Source organism: Caulobacter sp. 05T431, assembly GCF_056665975.1.
Genome location: NZ_JBFTKU010000040.1, coordinates 1 through 22,739, shown reverse-complemented (window position 1 = coordinate 22,739; position 22,739 = coordinate 1). Strand labels below are relative to the sequence as shown.

The following is a 22,739-nucleotide window of genomic DNA, read 5'->3' as shown; positions in this document are numbered from 1 at the left end:
GGCCCCGCCGGCTCCGCCCGCCCCGCCGGCGCCCCCCGCGCCTCCCGCGCCGCCGGCCGAGGCGATCACGATGGCCGAGCTTCCGCCGCCGCCTCCCCCGCCCCCTCCGCCGCCGCTGAACGCGCCCGAACCGCCGCTGCCGCCTCTTCCGCCGCTGCCGCCGGCTCCGCCCCCGCCGCCTGCCGGCGCGAGCTACAGCTACAGCTACTTCCGCTACGCCACGCCCGAAGAGAAGCAGGCCGCCGTCGAGGCCCGCGCCAACGCCGCCGAAGCCCGCCGCCAAGCCGCCGAGGCTCGCCGCCAGGCCAGCCACGCCGCCGCGCGGGCTCGCGTGGATGCGGAACAGGCCCGCGCCGACGCCGAGCAGGCCAGGGCTGACGGCGAATGGGCCCGCCAGATCGGCGAACAGGCCCGCGCCGAAGCGGCCCGCGCGATGGTCAAGGCCCGCGCCCAGATGGCCCAGGGCGCCGTGCAGATGCGCCGGGGCGCCCAGCAGATGCGCGAGGAGGCCGCCCGCCTGCGCGACCCCGCCTATCGCGCCAGGCAGATCGAGGAGAACCGCGCTCGCGGCAACACCGTCACCGACGCCGAGCTGCGCGACCTCTCCGCCCGTCTGCCCGCCCAGGCCGACGACCTGGAGCGCCAGGCCGACAAGTTGGCGGCCGAAGCCCGCCAGGCGAGCTAGGGGACGTCCTTATTCAGACGCCATCTCCTTTCGGCCGTCATTCCCGCCCTTGTGGCGGGAACCCCTGGTTCAGCTGACGATGAGAGGCCTTGGCGCGCCGGCGCGCCACTCCGCTGCCCCTACGACGGATAGAGGGGTTCCCGCCACAAGGGCGGGAATGACGATGGGTTGGGGAAGGTTTGGGAAACTCGAGCAATGGCGAGCCCGCCTCATCCGCCCCCCTTCACCCCAGCCGCTTGATCGCCGCCTTCAGCGGCTTGGCGGCGTCGAAATAGTCCTCCCAGGCCGTGCTCTTGGCGATCAGGTCGGGGGTGGTGCGGATCGTGTACTTCGTCGGGTCCAGCCCCGCCTTCACCTGGGTCCAGTTCAGGGGCATCGACACCGTCGCCCCCGGACGGGCCCGGGCCGAGAGCGGGGCGACGGCGGTCGAGGTGCGGTCGTTGCGCAGGTAGTCGAGGAAGATCCGACCCTCCCGCGCTTTCTTGCTCATGGTGATCAGGTACTTGTCCGGCGCGTCGGCGGCCATGCGGGCGCAGACCTCGCGGGCGAAAGCCTTGGCCGCGTCCCACGGGACCTTGTCGGAGAGCGGCGTCACCACGTGCAGCCCCTTGCCGCCGGTGGTCTTGCAGAAGCTGACCAGGCCCAGCTCCTCCAGCCGATCGCGGATCTCACGGGCCCCGGCGATCACGTCCTCGAAGGTGATCCCCGGCGCGGGGTCCAGGTCGAAGACCAGCCGGCCGGCCACTTCCGTGTCGCCGGGCTGGCAGTTCCACGGATGGATCTCGACCCCGCCGATCTGGGCGGCGGCGACCAGGGCCTCGACCCGGTCGAAGCGGATGTAGGGCTGCTTGTCGCCCTTCACGCTGACCTGCTCGATCAACGACGACATCCCGCGCATGGCGTGGCGCTGGAAGAAGGTCTCGCCGCCGATGCCGTCGGGCACGCGGATGATCGAGGCCGGCCGGCCCTTGACGTGCGGCAGCATCCACTCGCCGACGGCGGCCATGTAACGGGCCAGGTCGATCTTGGTGGCCGGCGCGCCATCGACGTCGGGCCACAGCGGCTTGTCGGGGCTGGAGATCGTCACGCCCAGCACGACGCTGTCGGCCTTGGCGGTCGAGATCGTCCCCGAGGTCTTGGATGCGGCCTTAGGCGCCGCCTTGGGCGTCGGCTCGGCCAGCTCGGCGGTCTCGGCCGACGCGGGGACCTCGGCCTCGACCTCGGCGGCGGGCTTGTCCTCGCGCAGGCCCTTGAACGCCGCCTGGCGGATCGCCCCGTCGCCGGTGAAGCCGGCATATTCGATCTCGGCCACCAGTTCGGGCTTCACCCAGTGGATGTTGTCGGCCTTGCGCGGCGCGCCCTGGCCTTCGAACGGCGAGGTCTTGGTCTCCAGCGCCTTCAGCCGCGGCAGCAGCCTGGCGACCTTGTCGCGGCCGAAGCCCGTGCCGATCCGGCCCACATGGACCAGCTTGCCGTCGCGATAGACGCCGGCGATCAGCGAGCGGAAGGCCGTTCCCGTCGTGGTCCAACCGCCGATCACCACCTCGTGCCCCGCCCGGCACTTGGCCTTGACCCAGGTCTCGCTGCGCCCCGAGCGGTACGGCGCGTCCAGCCGCTTGGAGATGATGCCCTCCAGCTCCAGCTTGCAGGCCGACAGCAGCACCGCGTCGCCGGCGGTCTCGAAGTGGTCGACGAAGCGCAGGCGCGGTTCGTCCTGGCCCATCAGCGCCTTCAGCCGCGCCTTGCGCTCGCGCAGCGGCAGGTCGCGCAGGTCCTGGCCGCCCTCCGCCAGCAGGTCGAAGGCGAAGAAGATCAGGTCGCCGCTGTCGCCGTCCGACAGGGCCGCCTGCAGGCCGGCGAAGTCGGGCTGGCCCGCCGCGTCCAGGGCCACCACCTCGCCGTCGAGGATGGCGTCGGGCAGGTCGGCGGCGGCCTCGGCGATGGCGGCGAACTTCTCGGTCCAGTCCAGGCCCTTGCGGGTGCGCAAGGTCGCCCGGCCGTCCTCGACGCGAAGCTGGACGCGATAGCCGTCGAACTTGATCTCGTGCGCCCAGCCGGGGCCGGACGGCGGGCGGTCCAGCGACTTGCACAGCTGGGGCTCGATGAAGTCGGGCAGCGCGGCGGGCTTGGCCGGCCTGGCGGCCTTCCTCGGCGCGGCCTTGGGCTCGGCGAAGGCCCGCGTCTCCAGCGCTTCCTTCTGCAGCGCCTCGCGCTCGGCCTTGGTCCGCGAGGTCCACACCGCGTCGCCCTTGCCCTTGGATTTGAGGATGAACGGCTTGGGCCCCTTGCCCTTGCCCGCCGCGATGTCGGCCATGGTCCGGCCCGAGGCGATCGAGGCGTCCTCTTCCAGCACCAAGGTCCCCTCGCCCGGCCGCGCGGCCGCGTCGTTGTGCTTGATCAAGAGCCAGTTGGAGCGCTTGCCCTTCCCGTCTTTCGCGTTGCGGTCCCAGTTCATCCGCACCAGCACCCACGAGCCGTGCAGGCGCTCGCCCTCCAGCACGAACTTCAGCTCGCCCTTCTTCAGCGCCTTGGCCACGTCCTCGAAGCCCGGCTCGGGCGACCAATAGCCGCGGTCCCACAGCTGCACCGTGCCGCCGCCGTACTGGCCCTTGGGGATCGTGCCCTCGAAGTCGCCGTAGTCCAGCGGATGGTCCTCGACCTCGACCGACAACCGCTTGTCGGCCGGGTCCAGCGACGGACCCTTGGTCACCGCCCACGACTTCAGCACCCCGTCCACCTCCAGCCGGAAGTCGTAGTGCAGGCGCGTGGCGTCGTGCTTCTGGATCACGAACCGGGCATGGGGCGCCGGGGCGACGGCGGTGTCGCCGCTGGGCTCGGCGGTCTTCTGGAAGTCGCGCTTGCGGCGGTATTCGGCGAGCTGTCCCTGGGCCATGGCGAGCTCCGTTTCCTGCCAGGATTGAAGGCGCGCGACCGGCGAGCGGTTCCTTAAGCGCCCGCGTCGAAACGCTTGACCAGGCTCTTTGGCGCGACCACCCGCCAGGCGTCTTGAAGCAGCGCGCTCAATTCGCCCTCCTCCACCACGTCCAGCCGCACCAGCACCGCCGGATAGCCGCGATAGTGGTCGTCCTCGAAGAAGACCTCCGGCGCGACCTCGAGCAGCATCTCCTTCTTCTCCATCCGGCAGCGCACGGCCAGGACGCCCGGCACGACCAGGCGCGGCCCCTTCGGCGCGGCCCGCGCCAGATAGGGCCAGGACAGACCCTTGCCGCGCACGGAGAAGCTCAGCGACTCCTCGGAGTCGCCCGCCTCGACCTCGGGCAGGGCCAAGACCGCCCGGCGGATTTTGGGATGATCGATCATGGGACCGGATGAAATCCCGACGACAGGGGCATGACAATCCATTGTCACCGGTGTCGCGGGACCGATTGTCAATGACACCGGTTTCCATTATGCACGACCAAAGCCCGTTTAACGGGACTGTAGTGTGTTTCGCGAGGGAGGATTCGCGGCGTGACCGTTTCCGAGGCCGAGAGCGAGGTGTTCGCACCGGCGTCCATCGCCCCACAATTCGTCGAGGCGCGTCTGAAGGGCGTGTCGGTTCCCGGTTATCCCGGCGGCGTGCTTCCCCAATCCATGGCCGAGGGCTACGCGGTCCAGGACCTGGCGATCGACCTCTGGCCCGACGAACTGGTCGGCTGGAAGGTGGGCCTGGTGCCCCCGCAGCATCGCGAACGCCTGGGCGCCGAGCGCCTGGCCGGCTGCATCTTCAAGACCAAGGTCTGGGACGCGGGCGACCAGCCCACCCCCTTCCGCGCCATCGCGGGCGGCTTCACCGCCGTCGAGGCCGAGTTCATCATCCGCCTGGGCAAGGACGCCCCGGCCGACAAGACCGAGTGGACCGCCGAGGAAGCCGCCGAATACGTGGGCGAGCTGATCGTCGGCATCGAGATCGCCGGCAGCCCCCTGGCCACCATCAACCAGCTGGGTCCGCCCATCGTGGCCTCCGACTTCGGCAACAACGACGGCCAGATCCTGGGCCCGGTGATCGAGAACTGGCGCGACATCGCCTGGGAAGACATGCCGGCCGAGACCTTCATCGACGGCGTGTCCGTCGGCAAGGGCGGCGCGGCCTCGATCCCCGGCTCGCCCCTGGCGGCCCTGGCCTTCCTGCTGGGCCACGTGGCCTCGCGCGGCCGACCGCTTAAAAAGGGAATGCTGGTGACCACCGGCGCCAGCACCGGCATTCATGACATTGCCGCCGGCGAGAGCTCCCGCGTAGACTTCGGTCCGTTCGGAAGCGTCGCCTGCGTGGCCGTGCCGGCCTGAAGCCAAGGTCGTGCTTCAGGCCCGACTGTTCTATACGCGTAGCCGTCGAGCGGACCGGTCCCCGGTTCGCTCGAAGGTGCTCTAACGATCGGAAAACCGGCGGGGGCGTCGGAATAACTACAAGCCTAAGGGTGAGGATGTGACGTCCATGGACGCTCCAACAATGCCGGCTCCGTCCGCGAAGATCGGCCGGTACCGGTGGGTCATCGTCGGCCTGCTGTTCCTGGCGATGGTGATCAACTACGTCGATCGCCAGACCATCGGCCTGCTGAAGGCCGACCTCAGCAAGGAATTCGGCTGGGACGAGACCCACTACGCCGATCTCGTGTTCTACTTCCAGCTGGCCTACGCCGTGGCCTACCTCGCCTGGGGCAAGATCATGGACAAGATCGGGGCCCGCTGGGGCTTCGGCGTCGCGTTCCTGATCTGGCAGGGCGCCCACATCGCCCACGCCCTGGCCAAGAGCTTCAGCGGCTTCGCCTTCGCCCGCATGGGCCTGGGCATCGGCGAGGCCGGCGGCTTCCCGGGCGGCATCAAGGCCGTGGCCGAGTGGTTCCCCAAGAACGAGCGCGCCCTGGCCACCGGCATCTTCAACGCCGGCACCAATATCGGCGCCATCGTCACCCCGCTGGTCGTGCCGGGCATCGTGCTGGCCTTCGGCTGGCAGATGGCCTTCATCGTCACCGGCGTGGCGGGCCTGCTGTGGCTGCCACTGTGGCTGATCGTCTACCGCCGGCCGCGCGAGCAGAAGCGCCTGTCGGCCGCCGAGCTGGCCCACATCGAGCAGGATCCGGCCGACCCCGTCGAGAAGATCGGCTGGGTCAAGCTGCTGGGCAAGAAGGAAACCTGGGCGTTCGCCCTGGGCAAGTTCCTGATCGACCCGATCTGGTGGATGTTCCTGTTCTGGCTGCCCGACTTCCTGGGCAAGCGCTATCACCTGGACCTCAAGAGCTTCGGCCCGCCGCTGATCGCCATCTATCTGATGAGCKACGTCGGCAGCGTCGCCGGCGGCTGGCTGTCGTCGCAGCTGATGAAGATGGGCTGGAGCATCAACAACGCCCGCAAGACCACCATGCTGGTCTGCGCCCTGCTGGCCATGCCGGTGATCTTCGCGGCCAACGTCTCGGGCCTGTGGACCGCCGTCCTGATCATCGGCGTCGCCACCGCCGCCCACCAGGGCTTCTCGGCCAACCTCTACACCCTGCCGTCGGACGTGTTCCCGCGCGGCGCGGTGGGCTCGGTCGTCGGCATCGGCGGCATGCTGGGCGCGGTCGGCGGCATGGTGTTCTCCAAGTACATCGGCCAGGTGCTGGATCGGATCGGCACCTACACGCCGATCTTCATCGTCGCGGGCAGCGCCTATCTGGTGGCCCTGCTGGTCATCCACCTGCTGACGCCGAAGATGGAGCCGGTGAAGATCTAGGTCTTCGCCATGAGCGCCTGAAGATGAGCCTCCGATCGAAAGGTCGGGGGCTTTCTTTTTGCGCCCTCTCCCAGAGGGAGAGGGAGGGACCCGCGTCCGCAGGACGTGGGAGGGTGAGGGGTTACACCCTCACCGTTTTCTCCCGCCGCCCTGCCGGCGCGCCGTCCGGCATTTTACCCCCTCACCCTCCCACGACTTCGTCGCGGGCCCCTCCCTCTCCCCATGGGAGAGGGTTATAAGTGGCCATGTCCTCTCCCCTCCCCTTCAAGGTCGCCCTGGTCGGCTACGGCTTCGTCGGCAAGGCCTTCCACGCCCCGTTGATCGCCGCCACGCCCGGCCTGCTGCTGCACACGGTGGTCTCCAGCGACCCGGCCAAGGTCCATGCCGACCATCCGAACGTGAAGGTCGCGCCCGACCTCGACGCCGCCCTGCCCGATCCCGAGATCGACCTGGTGGTCATCGCCACGCCCGACCCGCTGCATGCAGCCCAGGCCCACGCCGCCCTTGACGCCGGCAAGGCCGTGGTGATCGACAAGCCGTTCGCGGTCACCCTGGACGAGGCCCGCGCCGTCGCCGACCACGCCAGGCGGGCCGGCAAGCTGCTGAGCATCTTCCACAACCGCCGCTGGGACAGCGACTTCCTCACGCTCAAGGCCCTGATCGCCGACGGGACGCTGGGCGAGATCGTGCAGTACGAGAGCCATTTCGACCGTCACCGCCCGGTGGTCCGCGACCGCTGGCGCGAGAAGCCGGGCGCCGGGGTGCTGCTGGACCTGGGCCCGCACCTGATCGACCAGGCCCTGCAGCTGTTCGGCCCGCCGGACGCGGTCTATGCCGACCTGGCGGTCCAGAAGGACGGCGGCCAGGCGCCGGACTACTTCCACCTGGTGCTGCGCTATCCGCGCCTGCGGGTGCTGCTGCACGCCAGCCAGATGACCATCGACTCGCGCCTGCGGATGGCCGTGCACGGGACCAAGGCCAGCTTCCACAAGGAAGGCCTGGACGAGCAGGAGAACGCCCTGAAGGCCGGCGTCGTCCCGGGCTCGGAAGGCTGGGGCGCAGATCCGCGTCCGGGGACCCTGACCGTCCCCGACGGCGAGGCGACCACGAGCCGTGTGGTCGAGGGCGTGCCCGGCGATTACCTGGCCTATTACGCCGGCGTCCGCGACGCCCTGTCGGGCCACGGCCCCAACCCCGCCTCGCCCGAGGAGGCCCTGGCGGTCATGGAGCTGATCGACCTGGCCGCCCGCAGCGCCGCCGAAGGCCGCGAGCTGTCGCTGTGACGGATACCGAGCTGCTGGCCGCCATCGCCGCCCAGGAGAAGGCCCTGGTCTTCCCGCGCTTCACCCTGGACGACGCCTGGACCCTGGGGACCACCCTGCGCGACGCCGCCCTGGCCCGCCAGGCGCCGGTGGCCATCGACATCAGCCTGCGCGATCGCCCGCTGTTCCACGCCGCCCTGCCGGGCGCGGGTCCCGACAACGCCGAGTGGGTGCGCCGCAAGCGCAACGTCGTCCTGACCCTGGCGACCAGCACCCTGGCCGTGGGCCTGAAGCTGAAGACCTCCGGCGAGACCCTGGAGCAGCGCTACGGCCTCCCGCCCCGCGACCACGCCGCCCACGGCGGCGGCTTCCCGCTGACGCTGGAGGGCCTGGGCTGCATCGGCGCGATCACCGTCTCGGGCCTGCCGCAGGTGGAGGATCACGGGCTGGTGGTGGAGGTGTTGGAGCGGGTGCTGAACCCTTAGCCCCGCTCATCCCGGCGAATGCCGGGACCCAGATGGAATGGCTTTGAGGCCGACGCCATGAGCGCTGAGCTCTTCCAACCCGCCACCCAGCCTTAGGATCTGGGTCCCGGCATTCGCCGGGATGAGCGGCTGAAAGGGAAAGGCTCAGCCCTCCGGATCCACAGCCACCTCGGGCGCATCCGCCGCCCCCGCATCCGCCTCCCCCTCGTCCGGCGCCTCCGGCAACGGCATCGGGCGCTCGATCCGCGCGCGGATCTCCGGGTCCTTCAGCAGGGCCACGCGCATCACCTCGCGGGCCCGGGGCGCGGCGGCGCTGGAGCCGAACTGGCCACCGTGCTCGATGATCACCGACAGGGCGTAGCGCGGGTCGTCATAGGGCGCGAAGGCGATGAACAGGTTGTGGTCCTTCAGCTTCCAGGCGATGCCCTGGTTGCTGCGCGAGGCCCCGGCCGCGTACTGGCGCACCTGGGCGGTGCCGGTCTTGCCGGCCATCTTCACGTCGCCCAGGCCCAGCTGGCTCTGCTTGAAGGCGCCGCCGGTCGGGTCGTTGGCCACCGCCGCCATGCCGGCCCGGACGATCTCCAGATGTTCCTGCGGGAAAGGCAGGTCGGGCACGGCGTCGCCGTGCGGCTGGTCGACCCCGCCGACCGACTTCACCAGGCGCGGATTGAGCGCCTTCTTCCCGTTGGCCAGACGCGCGCACATCACCGCCAGCTGCAGGGCGTTGACGTTGATATAGCCCTGGCCGATGCCGTACGGCACGCTGTCGCCGGGATGCCAGACCGGGTCGCGCTTGAAGGCGGTCCTCTTCCAGTCGCGCGAGCCGACCAGCCCCTTCTTCTGGCCCGGGATGCCGATGTCGAAGGTCCCGCCGTAGCCGAAGGCCTTGGCCGCGGCGGCGATCGGGTCGGGGCCGATGCGCAGGGCCATCTGGTAGAAATAGACGTCGCAGCTGTTCTTGATGGCGTCGTGCATGGTCTGCACGCCGTGGCCGCCCTTCTTGTGGCAGTGCCAGACCCGGCCGCCGAACGCCCAGCCGCCGGTGCAGACCACCCGCTCGGTCGGGTCGACGCCCGCCGTCAGGGCCGCCATGGCGACAGTCGGCTTGAAGGTCGAGCCGGGCGGATAGGTGCCGGTCATCACCTTGTCCAGCAGGGGCTTCCTCTCGTACTCGGCCAGGGCCTTGTACTCGGGGCCCGACAGGCCCYTCACGAACCGGTTGGCGTCGAAGCTGGGGGCCGAGGCCATGGCCAGGAGGTCGCCGTTGCGGCAGTCCATGACCACGATGGCCCCGCTCTCGTCGCCCATCACCTCCAGCGCCCGGTTCTGGATGTCGGCATCGAGGGTCAGGCGGATGTCGGCGCCGGCCTTGGCCGGAATGTCGCCCTCGGGGTCCAGGCGCACCGTGCGGCCCTGGGCGTCGACCTCGGCCTTGTTGGCCCCGGCCTGGCCGCGCAGGGCTCGGTCGAAGGCCTTCTCGACCCCTAGCTTGCCGATCCGGAAGCCGGGATGGTGCAGCAGGGTCTGGTCCTGGCCGGGATCGGCCTCGGCCTGTTTCAGGTCGCGGTCCGAGACCTTGGCGACATAGCCGATCACGTGGGCGAAGGCCCCGCCGAACGGATAGACCCGCACCTCGCCCATGTCGGCCGTCACGCCCGGCAGCTCCGGGGCCCGGATGTTGACCCGCGAGAACTCCTCCCAGGTCATGTCCTCCATCACGGCCACGGGGGCCTTCTTCGGCGCGCGGGCGATGTCCTTGATCAGGCGGGCGCGGCGCGTGCCGTCGATGGGCACCAGCAGGGCCAGCTCGTCCAGGGTGGCGCCGGCGTCGAAGTCCTTGGACTCCTTGCTGACCATCAGCCGGAAGTTCGGCCGGTTGGAGGCCAGGACGACGCCGTTGCGGTCGTAGATCGCCCCGCGCGGCGGCGCGACCAGGCGGTAGTTGAACTGGTTGCCGGCCGACAGCTTCTGGTACCGGCGGGCCTCGACCAGTTGCAGCTGGGCCAGGCGGCCGCCCAGGGCCAGCAGGCCCGCCCCGGCCAGGCCGCCCATCAGGAACGCCCGGCGGTGGAACATGCCCTGCCGCTCGTTGACCTCGGAGAAGAAGATCGTCGGTTCGCTCATCGCGCCGCCCCAACTCGGAGCGTCGATCGACGGCGCGACGGCGTCGCGGCGGCCAGGGAAATCATGATGTCGGGGTGGCCGCAGGCTAGGGTTGATCCGCCGCCAGATTGAGCCCGCGCGCGCCGCCGTCAATGGCCCCGCTTGAGGCGGCCGCGAACATTTCCGTGAACGGCGGAAAGGACCCCTACAGGTTCCGCCCCGGATCCTGGAAATTGAACAGGGTCAGGGCGAACACCGCCACCGCGTCGCGGTCCGGCGCGCCCTTGGGCGGCAGGTAGAAGACCGGGGCCAGGCCGTTGAAGTCGACCCCGCCCACCTCGACGCCGTCGCGGGTGATCACATAGCCCATCACCCCGCCCTTGCCCGCCCCGCCGAACGGCAGGCCGCCCAGGCGCTTGGTCTGGGCCCGCAGGGTGATCCCCTGGTACTGCAGCTCGCCCGCCCGCTGCGGCTGGCTGAGATTGCCCAGGAACGAGCCCTTCGACAGGGCCAGGCTCATGGCCGCCTTGAGCGGCGCGCCGCCCTGCGCATAGGTGCAGACGTACAGCAGGTCGTCGTGGTCGAAGGTGATCCAGCCCAGGCCGATCCGCCCCTGGCCGCCCTCGCAAGAGCCCTCGACCGGCGCGGACCAGTCCGGCGCGGCGACCGAGAACGACGCCTTCAGGCTGTCCTTGGAATAGGACCCTAGCGCCTTGACGCTCTTGCCCACGGCCTTGGCCGAGCCGGTGTATTCGCCCACGGCGTAACCGGGCCGCAGCAGGCTTTCGCCGCGACGTCCCTGCAGCCTCAGCTTCTCGGTGCGCTGGACCATCGGCACCGCCGGATCGGGCCTGGTCGGATCGGGTGTGGCCGGACCAGGTTGGGCTTGCGCCGCAGCCGCCGCCCCGACCGCCAAGGCGGCCGATACGCAGAGCGCACGGATCGTGGATTTCAGGATCATGACGTCGCCTCCCCCAAGGCAAGGGTTATGGCGAAGCGTGATCCCGGCGCCGCCAGCGGTCAAGCTGCGGGCGGCGTTGCGAGCCCGTCAGCGGCGGGAGGACACCGCTACGCGCTCGACAAAACGACCGCCGAAGTGATCCGGCGGTCGCTCTGGTTCCCCGCCTTCGCGGGGAAGCGCGATCAGGTGCTGCCGCCGACCCTGAGGCTGATGCCCCAACCCAGCACCAGTCCGCAGATCGACACGACGAGCKCGGCCAGCCCCGCCACGGAGACCAGGACGGTGACKAAGGTGATCGGCTGGATCAGGATCCAGGGAAGCACCGTCACGGCGAGCGAGATCAGGATCGCCACGATGTACAGGAAAATACGCATGAAACGCCCCATTCCTTGTTGTGAAGGGACGGTGACACAGACGCCGCCGATTCACAACCTTTGTGAGAGCTAACGGTCAAGCTCGCGAAATAGGACACCCAGCCCGTGCGACGGACGGCGCCGTTCGCCCCCTTCGCGCCTTGGGGTTTTTTCGGATTGTCCGGCCCGGTCACGGCGCACAACACTCGCGGGCGAGCGCCGGCGAGCCGGCCGCAATCGCTCAGGAGTCAGACGCCTTGCCAGACGCCTCTAGCGCGCCCCTGCTGAACCTTCTGGTCGCCCTGGGCGTGGGCCTGCTGATCGGGACCGGACGCGAACGAGCCCTGGACGATCCCGCCGGTCCGGCCGACGCGGGCGTGCGCACCTTCTCCATCGCGGCCCTGGCCGGCGCGGTGGCCGTGGCCTGCGGCGGCGTGGTCCTGCTGTCGGTCCTGGCCGTCGCCGTCACCGCCCTGGCCGGCCTGAGCTACTGGCGCAACCAGGAACGGGACGGCCCCGGCCTGACGACCGAGTTCGCGATCCTGCTGACGGTGCTGACCGGGGCCCTGGCCATGAAGGCGCCCTCGGCCGCCGGGGCGGTGGCCATCGTCGCCGCCCTGCTGCTGGCCAGCCGCAAGCGCCTGCACCACTTCGTGCGCACGGTCCTGACCGAGGACGAGGTGCGCTCGGCCCTGATCCTGGGCGCGGCCCTGATCGTGATCATGCCGCTGTTGCCCGACCAGCAGATGGGCCCCTATGCGGCCCTCAATCCCAAGTCCGTCTGGCGACTGGTGGTGCTGGTGCTGCTGATCGGCGCGGGCGGGCACCTGGCCACCCGGATCCTGGGCGCGCGGTTCGGCCTGCCGATCTCGGGCCTGGCCTCGGGCTTCGTGTCCAGCTCGGCGACGATCGGGGCGATGGGCGCGCGGGCGGCCAAGGACCCGAAGGTCCTGACCTCGGCCGTCGCCGGCGCGGTGCTGTCCACCGTCGCCACCGTGGTGCAGATGGCCGTGGTGGTGGGGGCCACCAGCCCCGCCGCCCTGCAGGCCATGGCCGCCCCGCTGATCGGCGCCGGCCTGGCCGCCGGCGGCTACGGCGCGATCTTCACCATCGCGGCCCTGCGCACGCCGCCGCCGCCGGACGAGCAGACCTCGGACAGCGCCTTCAGCCTGACCGGCGCCCTGATCTTCGCCGCGACCCTGTCGGCGGTGCTGCTGGCCTCGGCCGCCCTGCGCGCCAATTTCGGCGAGACCGGCGCGATCCTGGCGGCGGGCGTCGCCGGCTTCGTCGACACCCACGCCCCGGCCATCTCGATCGCCTCGCTGGCCGCCACCGGCCACATGCAGCCCGCCGAGGTCGTCATCCCGATCCTGGCCGGCTTCACCACCAACACCGTCACCAAGATCGTCGTGGCCGCCACCAGCGGCGGCCGCGCCTTCGCCCTGCGGGTGGCCCCCGGCGTCGTTCTGGTGGCCGCGGCCGCCTGGGCCGGCGCCCTGATCGGTCACGTCTTCACTTGAGGAGCACTTCCATGGCCAAGGCGAAACACGCCGCCGAGGGCAAGTCCTCGGACAAGTCCCCCGGCGGCAAGCCGGAGAAGATGAAGGACAAGGTCTATCTGGAGGAACTGGAGAAGCTGCAGGTCCGGCTCTGCCACCTGCAGGACTGGGTCAAGGAGACCGGCGCCCGGGTCATCGTCGTGCTGGAGGGYCGGGACGCGGCCGGCAAGGGCGGCTTCATCAAGGCCCTGACCGAGCGGGTCAGCCCGCGCGTCTTCCGGGTGGCCGCCCTGCCCGCCCCCAGCGAGCGCGAGAAGACCCAGCTGTTCATGCAGCGCTACATCGCCCACTTCCCGTCCGGCGGCGAGATCGTGATCTTCGACCGCAGCTGGTACAACCGGGCCGGCGTCGAATACGTGATGGGCTTCTGCTCCGAGGAGGAGCACCGCGACTTCCTCGCGGTCTGCCCCACGGCCGAACGCTGGATCATCAGCTCGGGCATCATCCTGATCAAGATCTGGCTGGAGGTCGGGATGGAGGAGCAGGACCGCCGCTTCCACGCCCGGGTCAACGACCCGCTGCGCCAGTGGAAGCTGAGCCCGATGGACGTGGAATCCTATTCGCGCTGGTACGACTACTCCCGGGCCCGCGACCAGATGCTGGCGGCCACCGACCGCGAGGAGTCGCCCTGGTACATCCTGCGGTCCGACGACAAGAAGCGCGCCCGCCTGAACGGCATCGCCCACATCCTGTCCCAGCTGCCCTACGAGCGCGTCGACCGCCCGAAGATCGAACTGCCCAAGCGCTCGGACAAGCACAAGTACGACGACCAGAGCATCCTGGCCGGGCGGCGGATGGTGGCGACGGTGTATTGAGGCGGACACCCTGAATCCCTCTCTCATAGAGAGAGGGAGGGGCCCGCCGCCGCCAGGCGGTGGGAGGGTGAGAGGTTTCACCGCCGGCAGGCAAGTCCGTGTCGGGCTTAGTCCGAGCGAGCCTGACGCCGACGCCGAATTTCGATCCGTGGCGGAAGCTGAGGGTTGCTTGCGCGCGATCGTTCGCGGGCTAAGGTCTTCGGAAGATAGGGACGGGCAAGAGGGTGTGATGCAGGACGCGGTTAGGCGCCTAGTGGGGATCGCACCAACGCTGACCGATAGTTTGGACGAAGATCTCATCAAGGCGGCGACCGATCTTCTCGATCAACTCGTTCAACCGCTTTCTAAAGAGGACATCCTGGCGCTGCTGTCGCTCTTGCCGCCATCAGGCGACACGGCCTTTGGGCTGAACTGGGTAATTCTCCACGAGATTGAAGCCGCGCCGGATTGGCCCCTTTGGGCTACCTTGACCGACACCAGCAACGAGTGGACCACCACGTTCCTGGCGCGGCTGGAGAAAGGCGGCTACATCCAGCCCCGGTCCAGCCCGGGCAGTTGACCACCGATACGCGCGGTCTTCGCCGCGAGTCGTTCTGAGAGATTGTAACCTCTCACCCTCCCACCGCTTCGCGGCGGGCCCCTCCCTCTCTCCATGAGAGAGGGATTCAAAAAAACTTATCCCCCTCTCTCCCGGCGTGTTTCCTGAACGAAAACAACGCCCCGAAATCACTTATCCTCCCCCTCTCACGCCGCCGCATAATCAGACCACCTCGAGGCGATGGGGAGGGCGCTAAGGCCTGCGACCTTCGCGGCTTCGGGGGGCGGTCGAGCGGGCGTGCTCGTCGGCGGCGGTCTCGTGAGGGGCCGCGTCTCATCCATCTGGTGCCGGCCGGGCGTGGTCCACAGATACGGCGTTGGATGAGGGTCGGCGACGCGACAGGCGCGGGGTGACCCGCGCGTTCCGGGACCGGGCGACGCGAGCCCGGCCCGCCCGTCGGGGGCTAAGATCGGCGAGGTCCGAACAGGGCCGATCGCCGGACGCTCCCGGATAACGGCCGCGCGGAGCGTCGGTCCTGGTCGAAACGGTATTTCTTCAAAAGCTTCCGGGCCTGGCCCGGCGCTCCGCAGCCCTCCCCGAACTTCAGCGGCTCGCCGTGTGAGGCGGCCAAGCCGTGCCCGAAAAGGAGAGCAACCATGTCCAGATCCCGTACCCGCGCCCGCGAGCGCCGCGCCAGGTTGGCGGCCGGCCTCATCCAGCCCGATCCCGAGCGGACGCCGGCGCGCGTCCGCGCCTGGTGGCGTGCGGTCTGGAAGAAGGCGGCGACGCACGAAGACTATCCCCGCCCGTGGCTGCCTCCTCGCAGCCGCGCCGAGCGAGCCCGGGCGATCCGCGCCAGGTTGGCGAAGATGCTAGCCGCCGCCTTCGCCGAAATCGCCGAGCAGGACGCGGCGGCCGAGCGTGGCCGCGAGCCGCGCAGCAAAAAGCCCCCGGTCTCGCGACCGGGGGCTCTGCTTGTTCAGCCGACGAGGCGAAAGACTAGCGGATGACCCGCGCGCCCTTGCCCTTCATCACGGCCTCGACTTCCGCCTGGCGCACCATCGAGGTGTCGCCCGGGGTGGTCATGGCCAGGGCGCCGTGAGCCGCGCCGTACTCGACGGCGGCCTGGGGGCCCTTGCCTTCCATGAAGCCGAAGGCCAGGCCCGAGGCGAAGCCGTCGCCGCCGCCGACGCGGTCGTAGATCTCGAGGTTCTCGCGCATCATCGAGGCGTAGAACTCGCCGCCGGCGTACAGGATCGCCGACCAGTCGTTGACCGAGGCGGTCTTGGCGTTGCGCAGGGTGGTGGCGGCGACCTTGAAGTTCGGGAACTCCTTCACGGCCGTCTGGATCATCTTCTTGAAGTTGGCCGGGTCGATCGCGCTGATGTGCTCGTCCAGGCCCTCGACTTCAAAGCCCAGGCAGGCGGTGAAGTCTTCTTCGTTGCCAATCATCACGTCCACGTACTGGGCGATGTGGCGGTTGACCTTCTGGGCGCCTTCCTTGCCGCCCTGCGACTTCCACAGCGAGGCGCGGTAGTTCAGGTCGTAGGAGATGACGGTGCCGTACTTGCGCGCCACTTCGACGGCCTCGATGACCGCTTCAGCCGTGTTGCTGGCCAGGGCCGCGAAGATGCCGCCGGTGTGGAACCAGCGCACGCCTTCCTCGCCGAACAGCTTTTCCCAGTTCACTTCACCGGGGCGGATCTGCGAGGCGGCCGAGTGGCCACGGTCCGAGCAGCCCAGGGCCGGACGGACGCCGAAGCCCTTTTCCGTGAAGTTCAGGCCGACGCGGGTGTTGCGGCCCAGGCCGTCGAAGTCGCGCCAGATGATGTGGGAGGTGTCGACACCGCCCTGCATCATCAGATCCTCGACCAGCCACCCCAGGTCGTTCACCGGCAGGGCGGTGACGGCCGTCGAGCGCTTGCCCCAGCACTTCTTGAAGGCGCGGGCGACGTTGTATTCGCCGCCGCCTTCCCAGACCTGGAACTGACGGGCGTTGCGGACCCGGCCGAAGCCGGGGTCGAAGCGCAGCATCACTTCACCGAAGGAAGCGCAGTCCCACTTGGTTTCCGAAGCCGGGCGGATGTTGAGGATGTTGTCGGTCATTGGTCTTTAGGCCTTCCCACGAACCTTCTTGATCAGGTCCACCGTCTCGCGGACCTTCTTGGTGATGCCGGCGTAGTCCCCGGCGTCCAGCAGCTCCTGCGTGATCAGCTTGGAGCCCATGCCGGCGGCGACGATGCCCGCGCCGAACCACTTCTTGACCGAGGCTTCGTCGGGATCGACGCCGCCGGTCGGCATGATGCGGGTCCAGGGCATCGGGCCCAGCACCGCCTTGACGAAGTCCGGACCGCCCACCGACGAACCCGGGAACACCTTGACGATCTCGCAGCCCAGCTCCTCGGCGTACGAGATTTCCGAGGCCGAGCCGCAGCCCGGCGAATACGGGATCTTGCGGCGGTTGCAGACCTTGGCGACGTCGGCGTTGAGGATCGGGCCGACCACGAACTTGGCGCCGTTGGCGATGTAGATGCCGGCGGTCGGTGCGTCGACGATCGAGCCCACGCCCATGATCACGCGCGGATCGGCCGAGGCGAAGTGACGGGTCACTTCGTAGAAGACGTGGCTGGCGAAGTCGCCGCGGTTGGTGAACTCGATGCAGGGCGCGCCGCCGTCGGCGCAGGCCTGGATCACCTTCTTACAGACCTCGACGTCGGGGTGATAGAAAACCGGGATGACGCCCTGGTCCATCAGCGCCGTCAGAACGGCCATGCGGTCTTTCACCATCAGTACTGCTCCTCAAAGGATCGATCTTGCGTGCGGCCCCGTGGGAGGACCTTGGCGTGGAAGATTTCGCCGCGTTCGGCGCTGGGCGACCGTTTAGACCGCGTCGCGGACGGACGCCACACCGGAGGGCTCACCCAACGTCAATTCCCACCAAAGTTCGCTCGTCAAAGGGTCGCTGGGCTGTCGTCCTTCGTTTCCATCCCGTTCGGCCGGCCCGACGTCCGTCGGGTCCCGCCTCGCCTTCCCCCGGAAGACCGGGGCTCTCAAAATAAAGGGCGCCGAACCGAAGCTCGACGCCCTGAAAGTTTGCGCAGGAGCGAACTCAGAAAGAGCCGCGGACGCCTGGAACTGGGTAGGCCAGTTCGAAACGTCAGGTGATACCGGTGTCATTGTGGCCAGGCCACTTTGCCACCGGTGTCATTTAGGAATCTACTCCGAAGCGACGCCTTGTGCAAGCGCCGTCAAAACGTTGTTTTCCGTTTTGACGGCGGTGATGAAAAACGGGCTCCGTCAGCCGGTGTTGCGCAGTCCGGCGGCGATGCCGGCGACGGTCAGCTGGATGGCCAGGCGGATGTTTTCGTCCTGGTCCCCTGCCCGCCGGCGGGCCAGGAGCTCCAGCTGCAGGTGGTTCAGCGGGTCGACCGACAGGCCGGCCAGGGCGACCGACTCCKCCAGCTCGGGCTGGTTGTCCAGCAGGGCCGAACCGCCGCGGATCGCCAGGGCGATCTCGGCGGCGCTGTCGTGCTCGCGGCGGATCGTGTCGAAGATCCGCTGGGCGGCGTCCTTGTCGGGCGACAGGTCCTTGTACCGGGCGGCGATGCCCATGTGGCTCTGGGCCAGGGCCAGCTCCATGTTCGACAGCAGGGCCCCGAAGAAGTCGAAGCCGCCGGCCAGGTCCTGCAGCTGCTGGGTCGACAGCCCGGCCCGCTCGACGCCCGAGGCGAAGCCGTACCAGCCGGGCAGCATGAAGCGGGCCTGCGACCAGCTGAACACCCACGGGATGGCCCGCAGGTCCTCGATCTTGCGGCTGGCGGTGCGGCTGGCCGGGCGGCTGCCGATGTTCAGGCCGACGATCTCGCCGATCGGCGTGGCCGACCAGAAGAAGTCCTCGAACGCCGGGTCGTCGTACACCAGGGCGCGGAAGCCGTGGAACGAGGCCTCGGCCAGGGCGGTCATGGCCGCCTCGACCTTGGGGTCGGGGCGGTGAGCCTCGCGTTCGCTGGCCATCAGCACGGCGGCGGCCAGGCCGTCGAGGTTGCGGCGGGCGGTGGGCTGGTCGCCGAAGCGGCGGGCGATCATCTCGCCCTGCTCGGTCATGCGGATACGGCCCTGGACGGTGCCGGCCGGCTGGGCCAGCACGGCTTCGGCGGCCGGCCCCCCGCCCCGCCCGACGCTGCCGCCGCGGCCGTGGAACAGCTGCAGGCCCACGCCCATGCGCTCGGCCTCGAAGGCCAGGGCCGAGGCGCCGCGCGCCACGCCGCGCCGGCTGGCGACATAGCCGCCGTCCTTGTTGCTGTCGGAGTAGCCGAGCATGATCTCCTGTACCGGCCGGTCGCCCAGGATGGTGCGGCTGAGCGGCAGCTCCAGCCACTGGCGCAGCACGCGGGGGCCGTTCTCCAGGTCGCCGATGGTTTCGAACAGCGGGCTGATCTTGACCGAGGCGCGCGGCGCGGCGCCGCCCCAGACCAGGCCGACCTGCTTGAGCAGGACCAGCGGCTCCAGGATGTCCGACAGGGTCGCGGACTTGGAGATCACATAGGCGCCGAGGCAGCCGTGGCCGTAGTCGCGGACCATCTGAGCGGCGGCCTCCATGGTCGCCAGCTCCTTGGTCGTCTCCTCGCCATAGGCGGTGAACGGCGAGACCAGGGGCCGCTGATGCGACAGCTCGCCGATCAGCAGCTTGGACCGCGCCTCCTCGTCCAGCTCCAGGTACTTCACGCCGGTGCCGGCCCGCTGGAACAGCTCGTGCAGCGTCCGCTCGTGGACGTCGGCGTTCTGGCGCAGGTCCAGGCTCATCAGGTGGAAGCCGCAGGCCTGGGCCACCTCGACCAAGGTGCGCAGGGCCGAGCCGACCAGCCGCTCGCCGCCGTGACGCTCCAGGCTGTCGATGACGATCTTCAGGTCGGCGACGAAGGCGTCCGGATGGCCGTAGGGCTCGACGTCGGTCGTGCCGTTGGCGAAGGCCACCGGCTGGCCGGTCAGCTTCTGCGAGACGGCGGTCAGGCGGTCGAACACCAGCTCCAGGGCCAGGCGGTACGGCTCGTCCAGGCGGTGGACCGACGGGTCCCGGGTCTGGGCGGCCAGGGCCAGCAGCTCCTCGGACACCGGCGCATAGGCGGTCGAGACCGCCAGGTTGGACCACAGCTTGCGCACCTCGCCGGCGTACCAGTCCAGGATCACCCGCGACTGCGAGGCGAAGGCCAGTTTCAGGGTGTCGCCGTTGACGCCGGGGTGGCCGTCGCGGTCACCGCCCAGCCACGAGCCCATCTTCAGCAGCGGGGCCATCCGCCCGTGCTCGCCGATCTGCTGCGACCAGTCGGCGTAGAGGTCGATGACCGCCGGCAGGATCGAGGTACGGACGATCGACAGGGCGTTGCGGATTTCGTCCTTCACGGTGATCCGCTCGGGGCGGTACAGGCGCGTCCGCCACATCAGGGCGATCTCGCGGAACAGGCGCTCGCGGATTTCGGCGTCCATGGACGGCGGCAGGTGGTGACGACGCAGGGCCATCAGGCGCGAGATCTCGGTCTCGCGGTCGACCATGCTGCGGCGGCGCACCTCCGTCGGGTGGGCGGTCAGCACCGGCACCACGTTCATGGCGGCCAGGACCTTGGTCAGCTCGGCCGGCGACTTGCCCTCGGCGACCAAGGCCTTGACCGCGTCGACCAAGGTGCGGGGGCGATCGTCGCCGGGGGCGGCCTCGCCCTCGGCGTGGCGGCGGCGGCCGGCGACGTCCTCGCCGATATTGGCCAGCATCGAGTGGCTGGCCAGGGCGCGGGCCAGGAAGATGGCCTGGTCGCTGGAGACCTCGGAGAACAGGCTGTCCAGCACCGGCGCGTCGCCGTTGGCCACGTCCTCGGCCGAGGCCGCGCGGCGGGCCTTGGCCACCAGGGCGGCGGCCTCCGGCCCGTCCAGATAGGCGATCGCCTCGTTCAGCAGCTCGCTGAGCAGATTGGCGTTCTGTCGCACGTGGCGGCTGGTGGGACGATCGCCGTCACCAAGAGAAGAGCCGAGGGACAGAGGCATGCGCGAAGCTCCGCGACCGCCGCGAGCGTGCGACGGTTCATCAGGATGGAAACGTACGAAACGCCAGCCTTGTGCGAGCTCTTCTCGGGGGCCCTTGCTGACGCAGCGGCGCCTCTACCGCGCTTTGTCGACCGCGAAAAGGCGGTCGACGCAATGGTTGCGGTACCAAATTCGCTTTTGCGCAGATTTCTGCCCCTATCGGGCCAGCCAGCCCCCGTCGACGGGCAAGGTGATGCCCTGAACGTAGTCGGCGGCCGGCGAGGCCAGGAACACGGCGGCCCCGCCCAGGTCTCCTGGCTGGCCCCAGCGGCCGGCCGGGATGCGGGCGAGGATCGAGGCGTTGCGGTCGGCGTCGTTGCGCAGGGCCTCGGTGTTGTTGGTGTCGAAATAGCCGGGGGCGATGGCGTTGACGTTGATGCCCTTGGCCGCCCACTCGTTGGCCAGGATCTTGGTCAGGCCCGCCAGGCCGCTCTTGCTGGCCGTATAGGACGGCACGCGGATGCCGCCCTGGAAGGACAGCAGGCTGGCGATGTTGATCACCTTGCCGGCCACGCCGTTCACCGGTCCCTGCTTCAGCGCCTGCCTGGCGAAGGCCTGGGTCAGGAAGAAGACGACCTTCAGGTTGGTGTCCATCACCGCGTCCCAGTCGGCCTCGGTGAACTCGATGCTGTCGGCGCGGCGGATGATGCCGGCGTTGTTGACCAGGATGTCGATCTTGCCGAAGGCGGCGACGGTCTCGTCGATCACGCGCTGCACCGGCTCGGTCGAGCCGAAGTCGGCCTTGATCGACAGGAACCGGCGGCCGGTCGCCTCGACCAGGGCCTTGGTTTCCGTGGGCTCGCTGCGGCCGGCGGCGGCGATGTCCGCGCCCGCATTGGCCAAGGCGACGGCGATCCCCTGGCCGATGCCGGTGTTGGCGCCGGTGACGAGGGCGACCTTGCCTTCGAGGCTGAACGGATTGGCCATGGTGCGTGCTTCCTGATCCTGAATCTTGTCATCCCGGACGGCCCGGAAGGCCGGTCCGGGACCGCCGGAAGCGCATGCGCTCCTGGCGGTCCCGGCTCTTGGCTCCGCCGCGGCCGGGATGACGGCCGCGGCGAAGTGGAGCGGTCCCCGCCCCTATTTCAGCTGGCAGATGTCCAGCACGTTCATGTCGGTGTAGTCGAGGTTCTCGCCGCCCATCGCCCAGATGAAGGTGTAGTTGGCGGTGCCCGAGCCCATGTGGATCGACCACGGCGGGCTCATCACGGCTTCCTCGTTGGCGATCACGATGTGACGCATCTCGTCCGGCTCGCCCATGTAGTGGAAGACCCGGTCGTTCTCGCCCAGGCCGAAGTAGAAATAGGCTTCCGAGCGGCGGTCGTGCAGGTGGGGCGGCATGGTGTTCCAGACGCTGCCCGGCTTCAGCACGGTCATGCCCAGCAGCAGCTGGGCCGACTTGCAGGTGGTCGGCACGATGTACTGGTAGATGGTGCGCTCGTTGGAGGTCTCCAGCGCGCCGCGCTCCAGCGGGATGGCGTCGGCGAAGGCCAGCTTCTTGGTCTCGAACGCGGCGTGGGCCGGCAGGCTCACCAGGTAGAAGCGCGCGGCCTGGCCGCCCGTGCCTTCGAAGGTCACGTCCTTGGCGCCCATGGTGACGTACAGGCCGTCACGCGGGACGATCTCATAGGCCACGCCGTCGACGGTGATCTTGCCGGTGGTGTCGCCGACATTGATCACGCCCAGTTCGCGGCGTTCCAGGAACGGGTGGCCAGCAGCCGAGGCGGGCTCGGTCTGGTCGGGCAGCTTGACGGCCGAGGTGGCCACCACGCCGCCGACGACGAAGCGTTCGGCGTGGTTGTAGGTCAGGACGATCTTGCCGTCCTGGAACAGCCCTTCCATCAGGTAGCGATCGCGCAGGTCGTCGTTGCTKACCGCGAGCATCATGTCCGGGTGGGTGGCGTGGTAGGTCTTGGTGAACATCTGGAAGCTCCGGAAAATCTATTCGGCGGCGTGTTTGATGGGGGCGACGGGCCGAGCCCATTGGGGCCGTTGGTCGAGTTTGTAGGCGCGTTTGGGCAGGGTGTAGGTGAGGTCGACGATGAGTTCGGCGGCCTCGACCTCGTCCATGCGGTGCTCGGCGACCATGCGGGCCAGGAAGGCGCTGTCGACGCGGCGGGCCACGTCGTGGCGGGCGGGGATGGAGAGGAAGGCGCGGGTGTCGTCGTTGAAGCCGACGGTGTTGTAGAAGCCGGC

Annotated in this window: 17 protein-coding genes and 2 pseudogenes; 8 read left to right on the top strand and 11 right to left on the bottom strand. The window is 69.4% G+C overall.

Annotated features, from left to right (window positions below):
- Positions 1 to 685, top strand: a pseudogene (locus AC1U89_RS24035) (M56 family metallopeptidase); the annotation flags it as partial.
- Between the two features lie 223 nt (positions 686 to 908).
- Here AC1U89_RS24035 and ligD read toward each other — a convergent pair.
- Complete coding sequence (gene ligD / locus AC1U89_RS24030) at positions 909 to 3,578, bottom strand: DNA ligase D (protein ID WP_479902137.1); 2,670 nt, start codon at positions 3,576 to 3,578, stop codon at positions 909 to 911.
- Between the two features lie 53 nt (positions 3,579 to 3,631).
- Positions 3,632 to 4,006, bottom strand: coding sequence for an MmcQ/YjbR family DNA-binding protein (locus tag AC1U89_RS24025; RefSeq protein WP_479902136.1), 375 nt, complete (start codon positions 4,004 to 4,006; stop codon positions 3,632 to 3,634).
- A 150-nt stretch (positions 4,007 to 4,156) separates the two neighbouring features.
- Here AC1U89_RS24025 and AC1U89_RS24020 point away from each other — a divergent pair, with 150 nt between their 5' ends.
- From AC1U89_RS24020 to AC1U89_RS24005, 4 genes are all read left to right on the top strand, one after another.
- Positions 4,157 to 4,972 (top strand): 2-keto-4-pentenoate hydratase, encoded by an 816-nt coding sequence (locus tag AC1U89_RS24020; RefSeq protein ID WP_479902135.1) that lies wholly within the window; start codon positions 4,157 to 4,159, stop codon positions 4,970 to 4,972.
- Positions 4,973 to 5,120: 148 nt separating this feature from the next.
- Positions 5,121 to 6,395, top strand: coding sequence for an MFS transporter (locus tag AC1U89_RS24015; RefSeq protein ID WP_479902134.1), 1,275 nt, complete (start codon positions 5,121 to 5,123; stop codon positions 6,393 to 6,395).
- Between the two features lie 245 nt (positions 6,396 to 6,640).
- Positions 6,641 to 7,678: an oxidoreductase gene (locus AC1U89_RS24010; RefSeq protein ID WP_479902133.1), complete on the top strand. Its 1,038-nt coding sequence runs from the start codon at positions 6,641 to 6,643 to the stop codon at positions 7,676 to 7,678.
- Positions 7,675 to 8,142 (top strand): heme-degrading domain-containing protein, encoded by a 468-nt coding sequence (locus tag AC1U89_RS24005; protein WP_479902132.1) that lies wholly within the window; start codon positions 7,675 to 7,677, stop codon positions 8,140 to 8,142. The genes AC1U89_RS24010 and AC1U89_RS24005 overlap by 4 nt, the downstream gene beginning before the upstream one ends.
- A gap of 144 nt (positions 8,143 to 8,286) precedes the next feature.
- On the opposite strand, the gene mrdA is transcribed toward AC1U89_RS24005, so the two are convergent.
- From mrdA to AC1U89_RS23990, 3 genes are all read right to left on the bottom strand, one after another.
- Complete coding sequence (gene mrdA / locus AC1U89_RS24000; RefSeq protein ID WP_479902131.1) at positions 8,287 to 10,266, bottom strand: penicillin-binding protein 2; 1,980 nt, start codon at positions 10,264 to 10,266, stop codon at positions 8,287 to 8,289.
- A 184-nt stretch (positions 10,267 to 10,450) separates the two neighbouring features.
- Positions 10,451 to 11,206 carry a hypothetical protein gene (locus tag AC1U89_RS23995; protein ID WP_479902130.1) on the bottom strand — a complete coding sequence of 252 codons (756 nt, stop codon included), beginning with the start codon at positions 11,204 to 11,206 and terminating at the stop codon, positions 10,451 to 10,453.
- Between the two features lie 182 nt (positions 11,207 to 11,388).
- Positions 11,389 to 11,580 (bottom strand): hypothetical protein, encoded by a 192-nt coding sequence (locus AC1U89_RS23990; protein ID WP_479902129.1) that lies wholly within the window; start codon positions 11,578 to 11,580, stop codon positions 11,389 to 11,391.
- Positions 11,581 to 11,816: 236 nt separating this feature from the next.
- Between AC1U89_RS23990 and AC1U89_RS23985 the strand changes: the two genes are divergently transcribed.
- From AC1U89_RS23985 to AC1U89_RS23975, 3 genes are all read left to right on the top strand, one after another.
- Positions 11,817 to 13,079, top strand: coding sequence for an MgtC/SapB family protein (locus AC1U89_RS23985; RefSeq protein ID WP_479902128.1), 1,263 nt, complete (start codon positions 11,817 to 11,819; stop codon positions 13,077 to 13,079).
- 11 nt (positions 13,080 to 13,090) lie between these two features.
- Positions 13,091 to 13,933, top strand: coding sequence for a polyphosphate kinase 2 (gene ppk2, locus AC1U89_RS23980; protein WP_479902127.1), 843 nt, complete (start codon positions 13,091 to 13,093; stop codon positions 13,931 to 13,933).
- Between the two features lie 229 nt (positions 13,934 to 14,162).
- Entirely contained in the window at positions 14,163 to 14,492 is a 330-nt protein-coding gene (locus tag AC1U89_RS23975) for a hypothetical protein (protein ID WP_479902126.1), read from the top strand.
- 978 nt (positions 14,493 to 15,470) lie between these two features.
- On the opposite strand, the gene AC1U89_RS23970 is transcribed toward AC1U89_RS23975, so the two are convergent.
- From AC1U89_RS23970 to AC1U89_RS23945, 6 genes and pseudogenes are all read right to left on the bottom strand, one after another.
- Positions 15,471 to 16,577 (bottom strand): sugar kinase, encoded by a 1,107-nt coding sequence (locus tag AC1U89_RS23970; RefSeq protein ID WP_029912585.1) that lies wholly within the window; start codon positions 16,575 to 16,577, stop codon positions 15,471 to 15,473.
- A gap of 6 nt (positions 16,578 to 16,583) precedes the next feature.
- Positions 16,584 to 17,258 (bottom strand): bifunctional 4-hydroxy-2-oxoglutarate aldolase/2-dehydro-3-deoxy-phosphogluconate aldolase, encoded by a 675-nt coding sequence (locus tag AC1U89_RS23965; protein ID WP_029912584.1) that lies wholly within the window; start codon positions 17,256 to 17,258, stop codon positions 16,584 to 16,586.
- Between the two features lie 510 nt (positions 17,259 to 17,768).
- The gene (ppc, locus tag AC1U89_RS23960) at positions 17,769 to 20,504 is read right to left on the bottom strand and encodes a phosphoenolpyruvate carboxylase (protein WP_479902125.1); all 2,736 of its coding nucleotides are present in this window, start codon (positions 20,502 to 20,504) and stop codon (positions 17,769 to 17,771) included.
- Between the two features lie 195 nt (positions 20,505 to 20,699).
- On the bottom strand, positions 20,700 to 21,470 hold the full coding sequence (gene kduD, locus AC1U89_RS23955) for a 2-dehydro-3-deoxy-D-gluconate 5-dehydrogenase KduD (protein ID WP_029912580.1): 771 nt from the start codon (positions 21,468 to 21,470) through the stop codon (positions 20,700 to 20,702).
- A 153-nt stretch (positions 21,471 to 21,623) separates the two neighbouring features.
- Positions 21,624 to 22,466, bottom strand: a complete 843-nt coding sequence (kduI, locus tag AC1U89_RS23950; protein ID WP_029912577.1) for a 5-dehydro-4-deoxy-D-glucuronate isomerase — start codon at positions 22,464 to 22,466, stop codon at positions 21,624 to 21,626.
- An 18-nt stretch (positions 22,467 to 22,484) separates the two neighbouring features.
- Positions 22,485 to 22,739: pseudogene (locus AC1U89_RS23945) on the bottom strand (glucuronate isomerase); the annotation flags it as partial.

What these genes read in the sequence shown, in the direction of transcription:
- AC1U89_RS24010 (WP_479902133.1), top strand. Translation starts at nt 6,641, where the DNA reads ATGTCCTCTCCCCTCCCCTTCAAGGTCGCCCTGGTCGGCTACGGCTTC.
- AC1U89_RS23965 (WP_029912584.1), bottom strand. Translation starts at nt 17,258, where the DNA reads ATGGTGAAAGACCGCATGGCCGTTCTGACGGCGCTGATGGACCAGGGC.
- AC1U89_RS23975 (WP_479902126.1), top strand. Translation starts at nt 14,163, where the DNA reads ATGCAGGACGCGGTTAGGCGCCTAGTGGGGATCGCACCAACGCTGACC.
- AC1U89_RS24025 (WP_479902136.1), bottom strand. Translation starts at nt 4,006, where the DNA reads ATGATCGATCATCCCAAAATCCGCCGGGCGGTCTTGGCCCTGCCCGAG.
- kduD (WP_029912580.1), bottom strand. Translation starts at nt 21,470, where the DNA reads ATGGCCAATCCGTTCAGCCTCGAAGGCAAGGTCGCCCTCGTCACCGGC.
- AC1U89_RS23970 (WP_029912585.1), bottom strand. Translation starts at nt 16,577, where the DNA reads ATGACCGACAACATCCTCAACATCCGCCCGGCTTCGGAAACCAAGTGG.
- AC1U89_RS23995 (WP_479902130.1), bottom strand. Translation starts at nt 11,206, where the DNA reads ATGATCCTGAAATCCACGATCCGTGCGCTCTGCGTATCGGCCGCCTTG.
- ligD (WP_479902137.1), bottom strand. Translation starts at nt 3,578, where the DNA reads ATGGCCCAGGGACAGCTCGCCGAATACCGCCGCAAGCGCGACTTCCAG.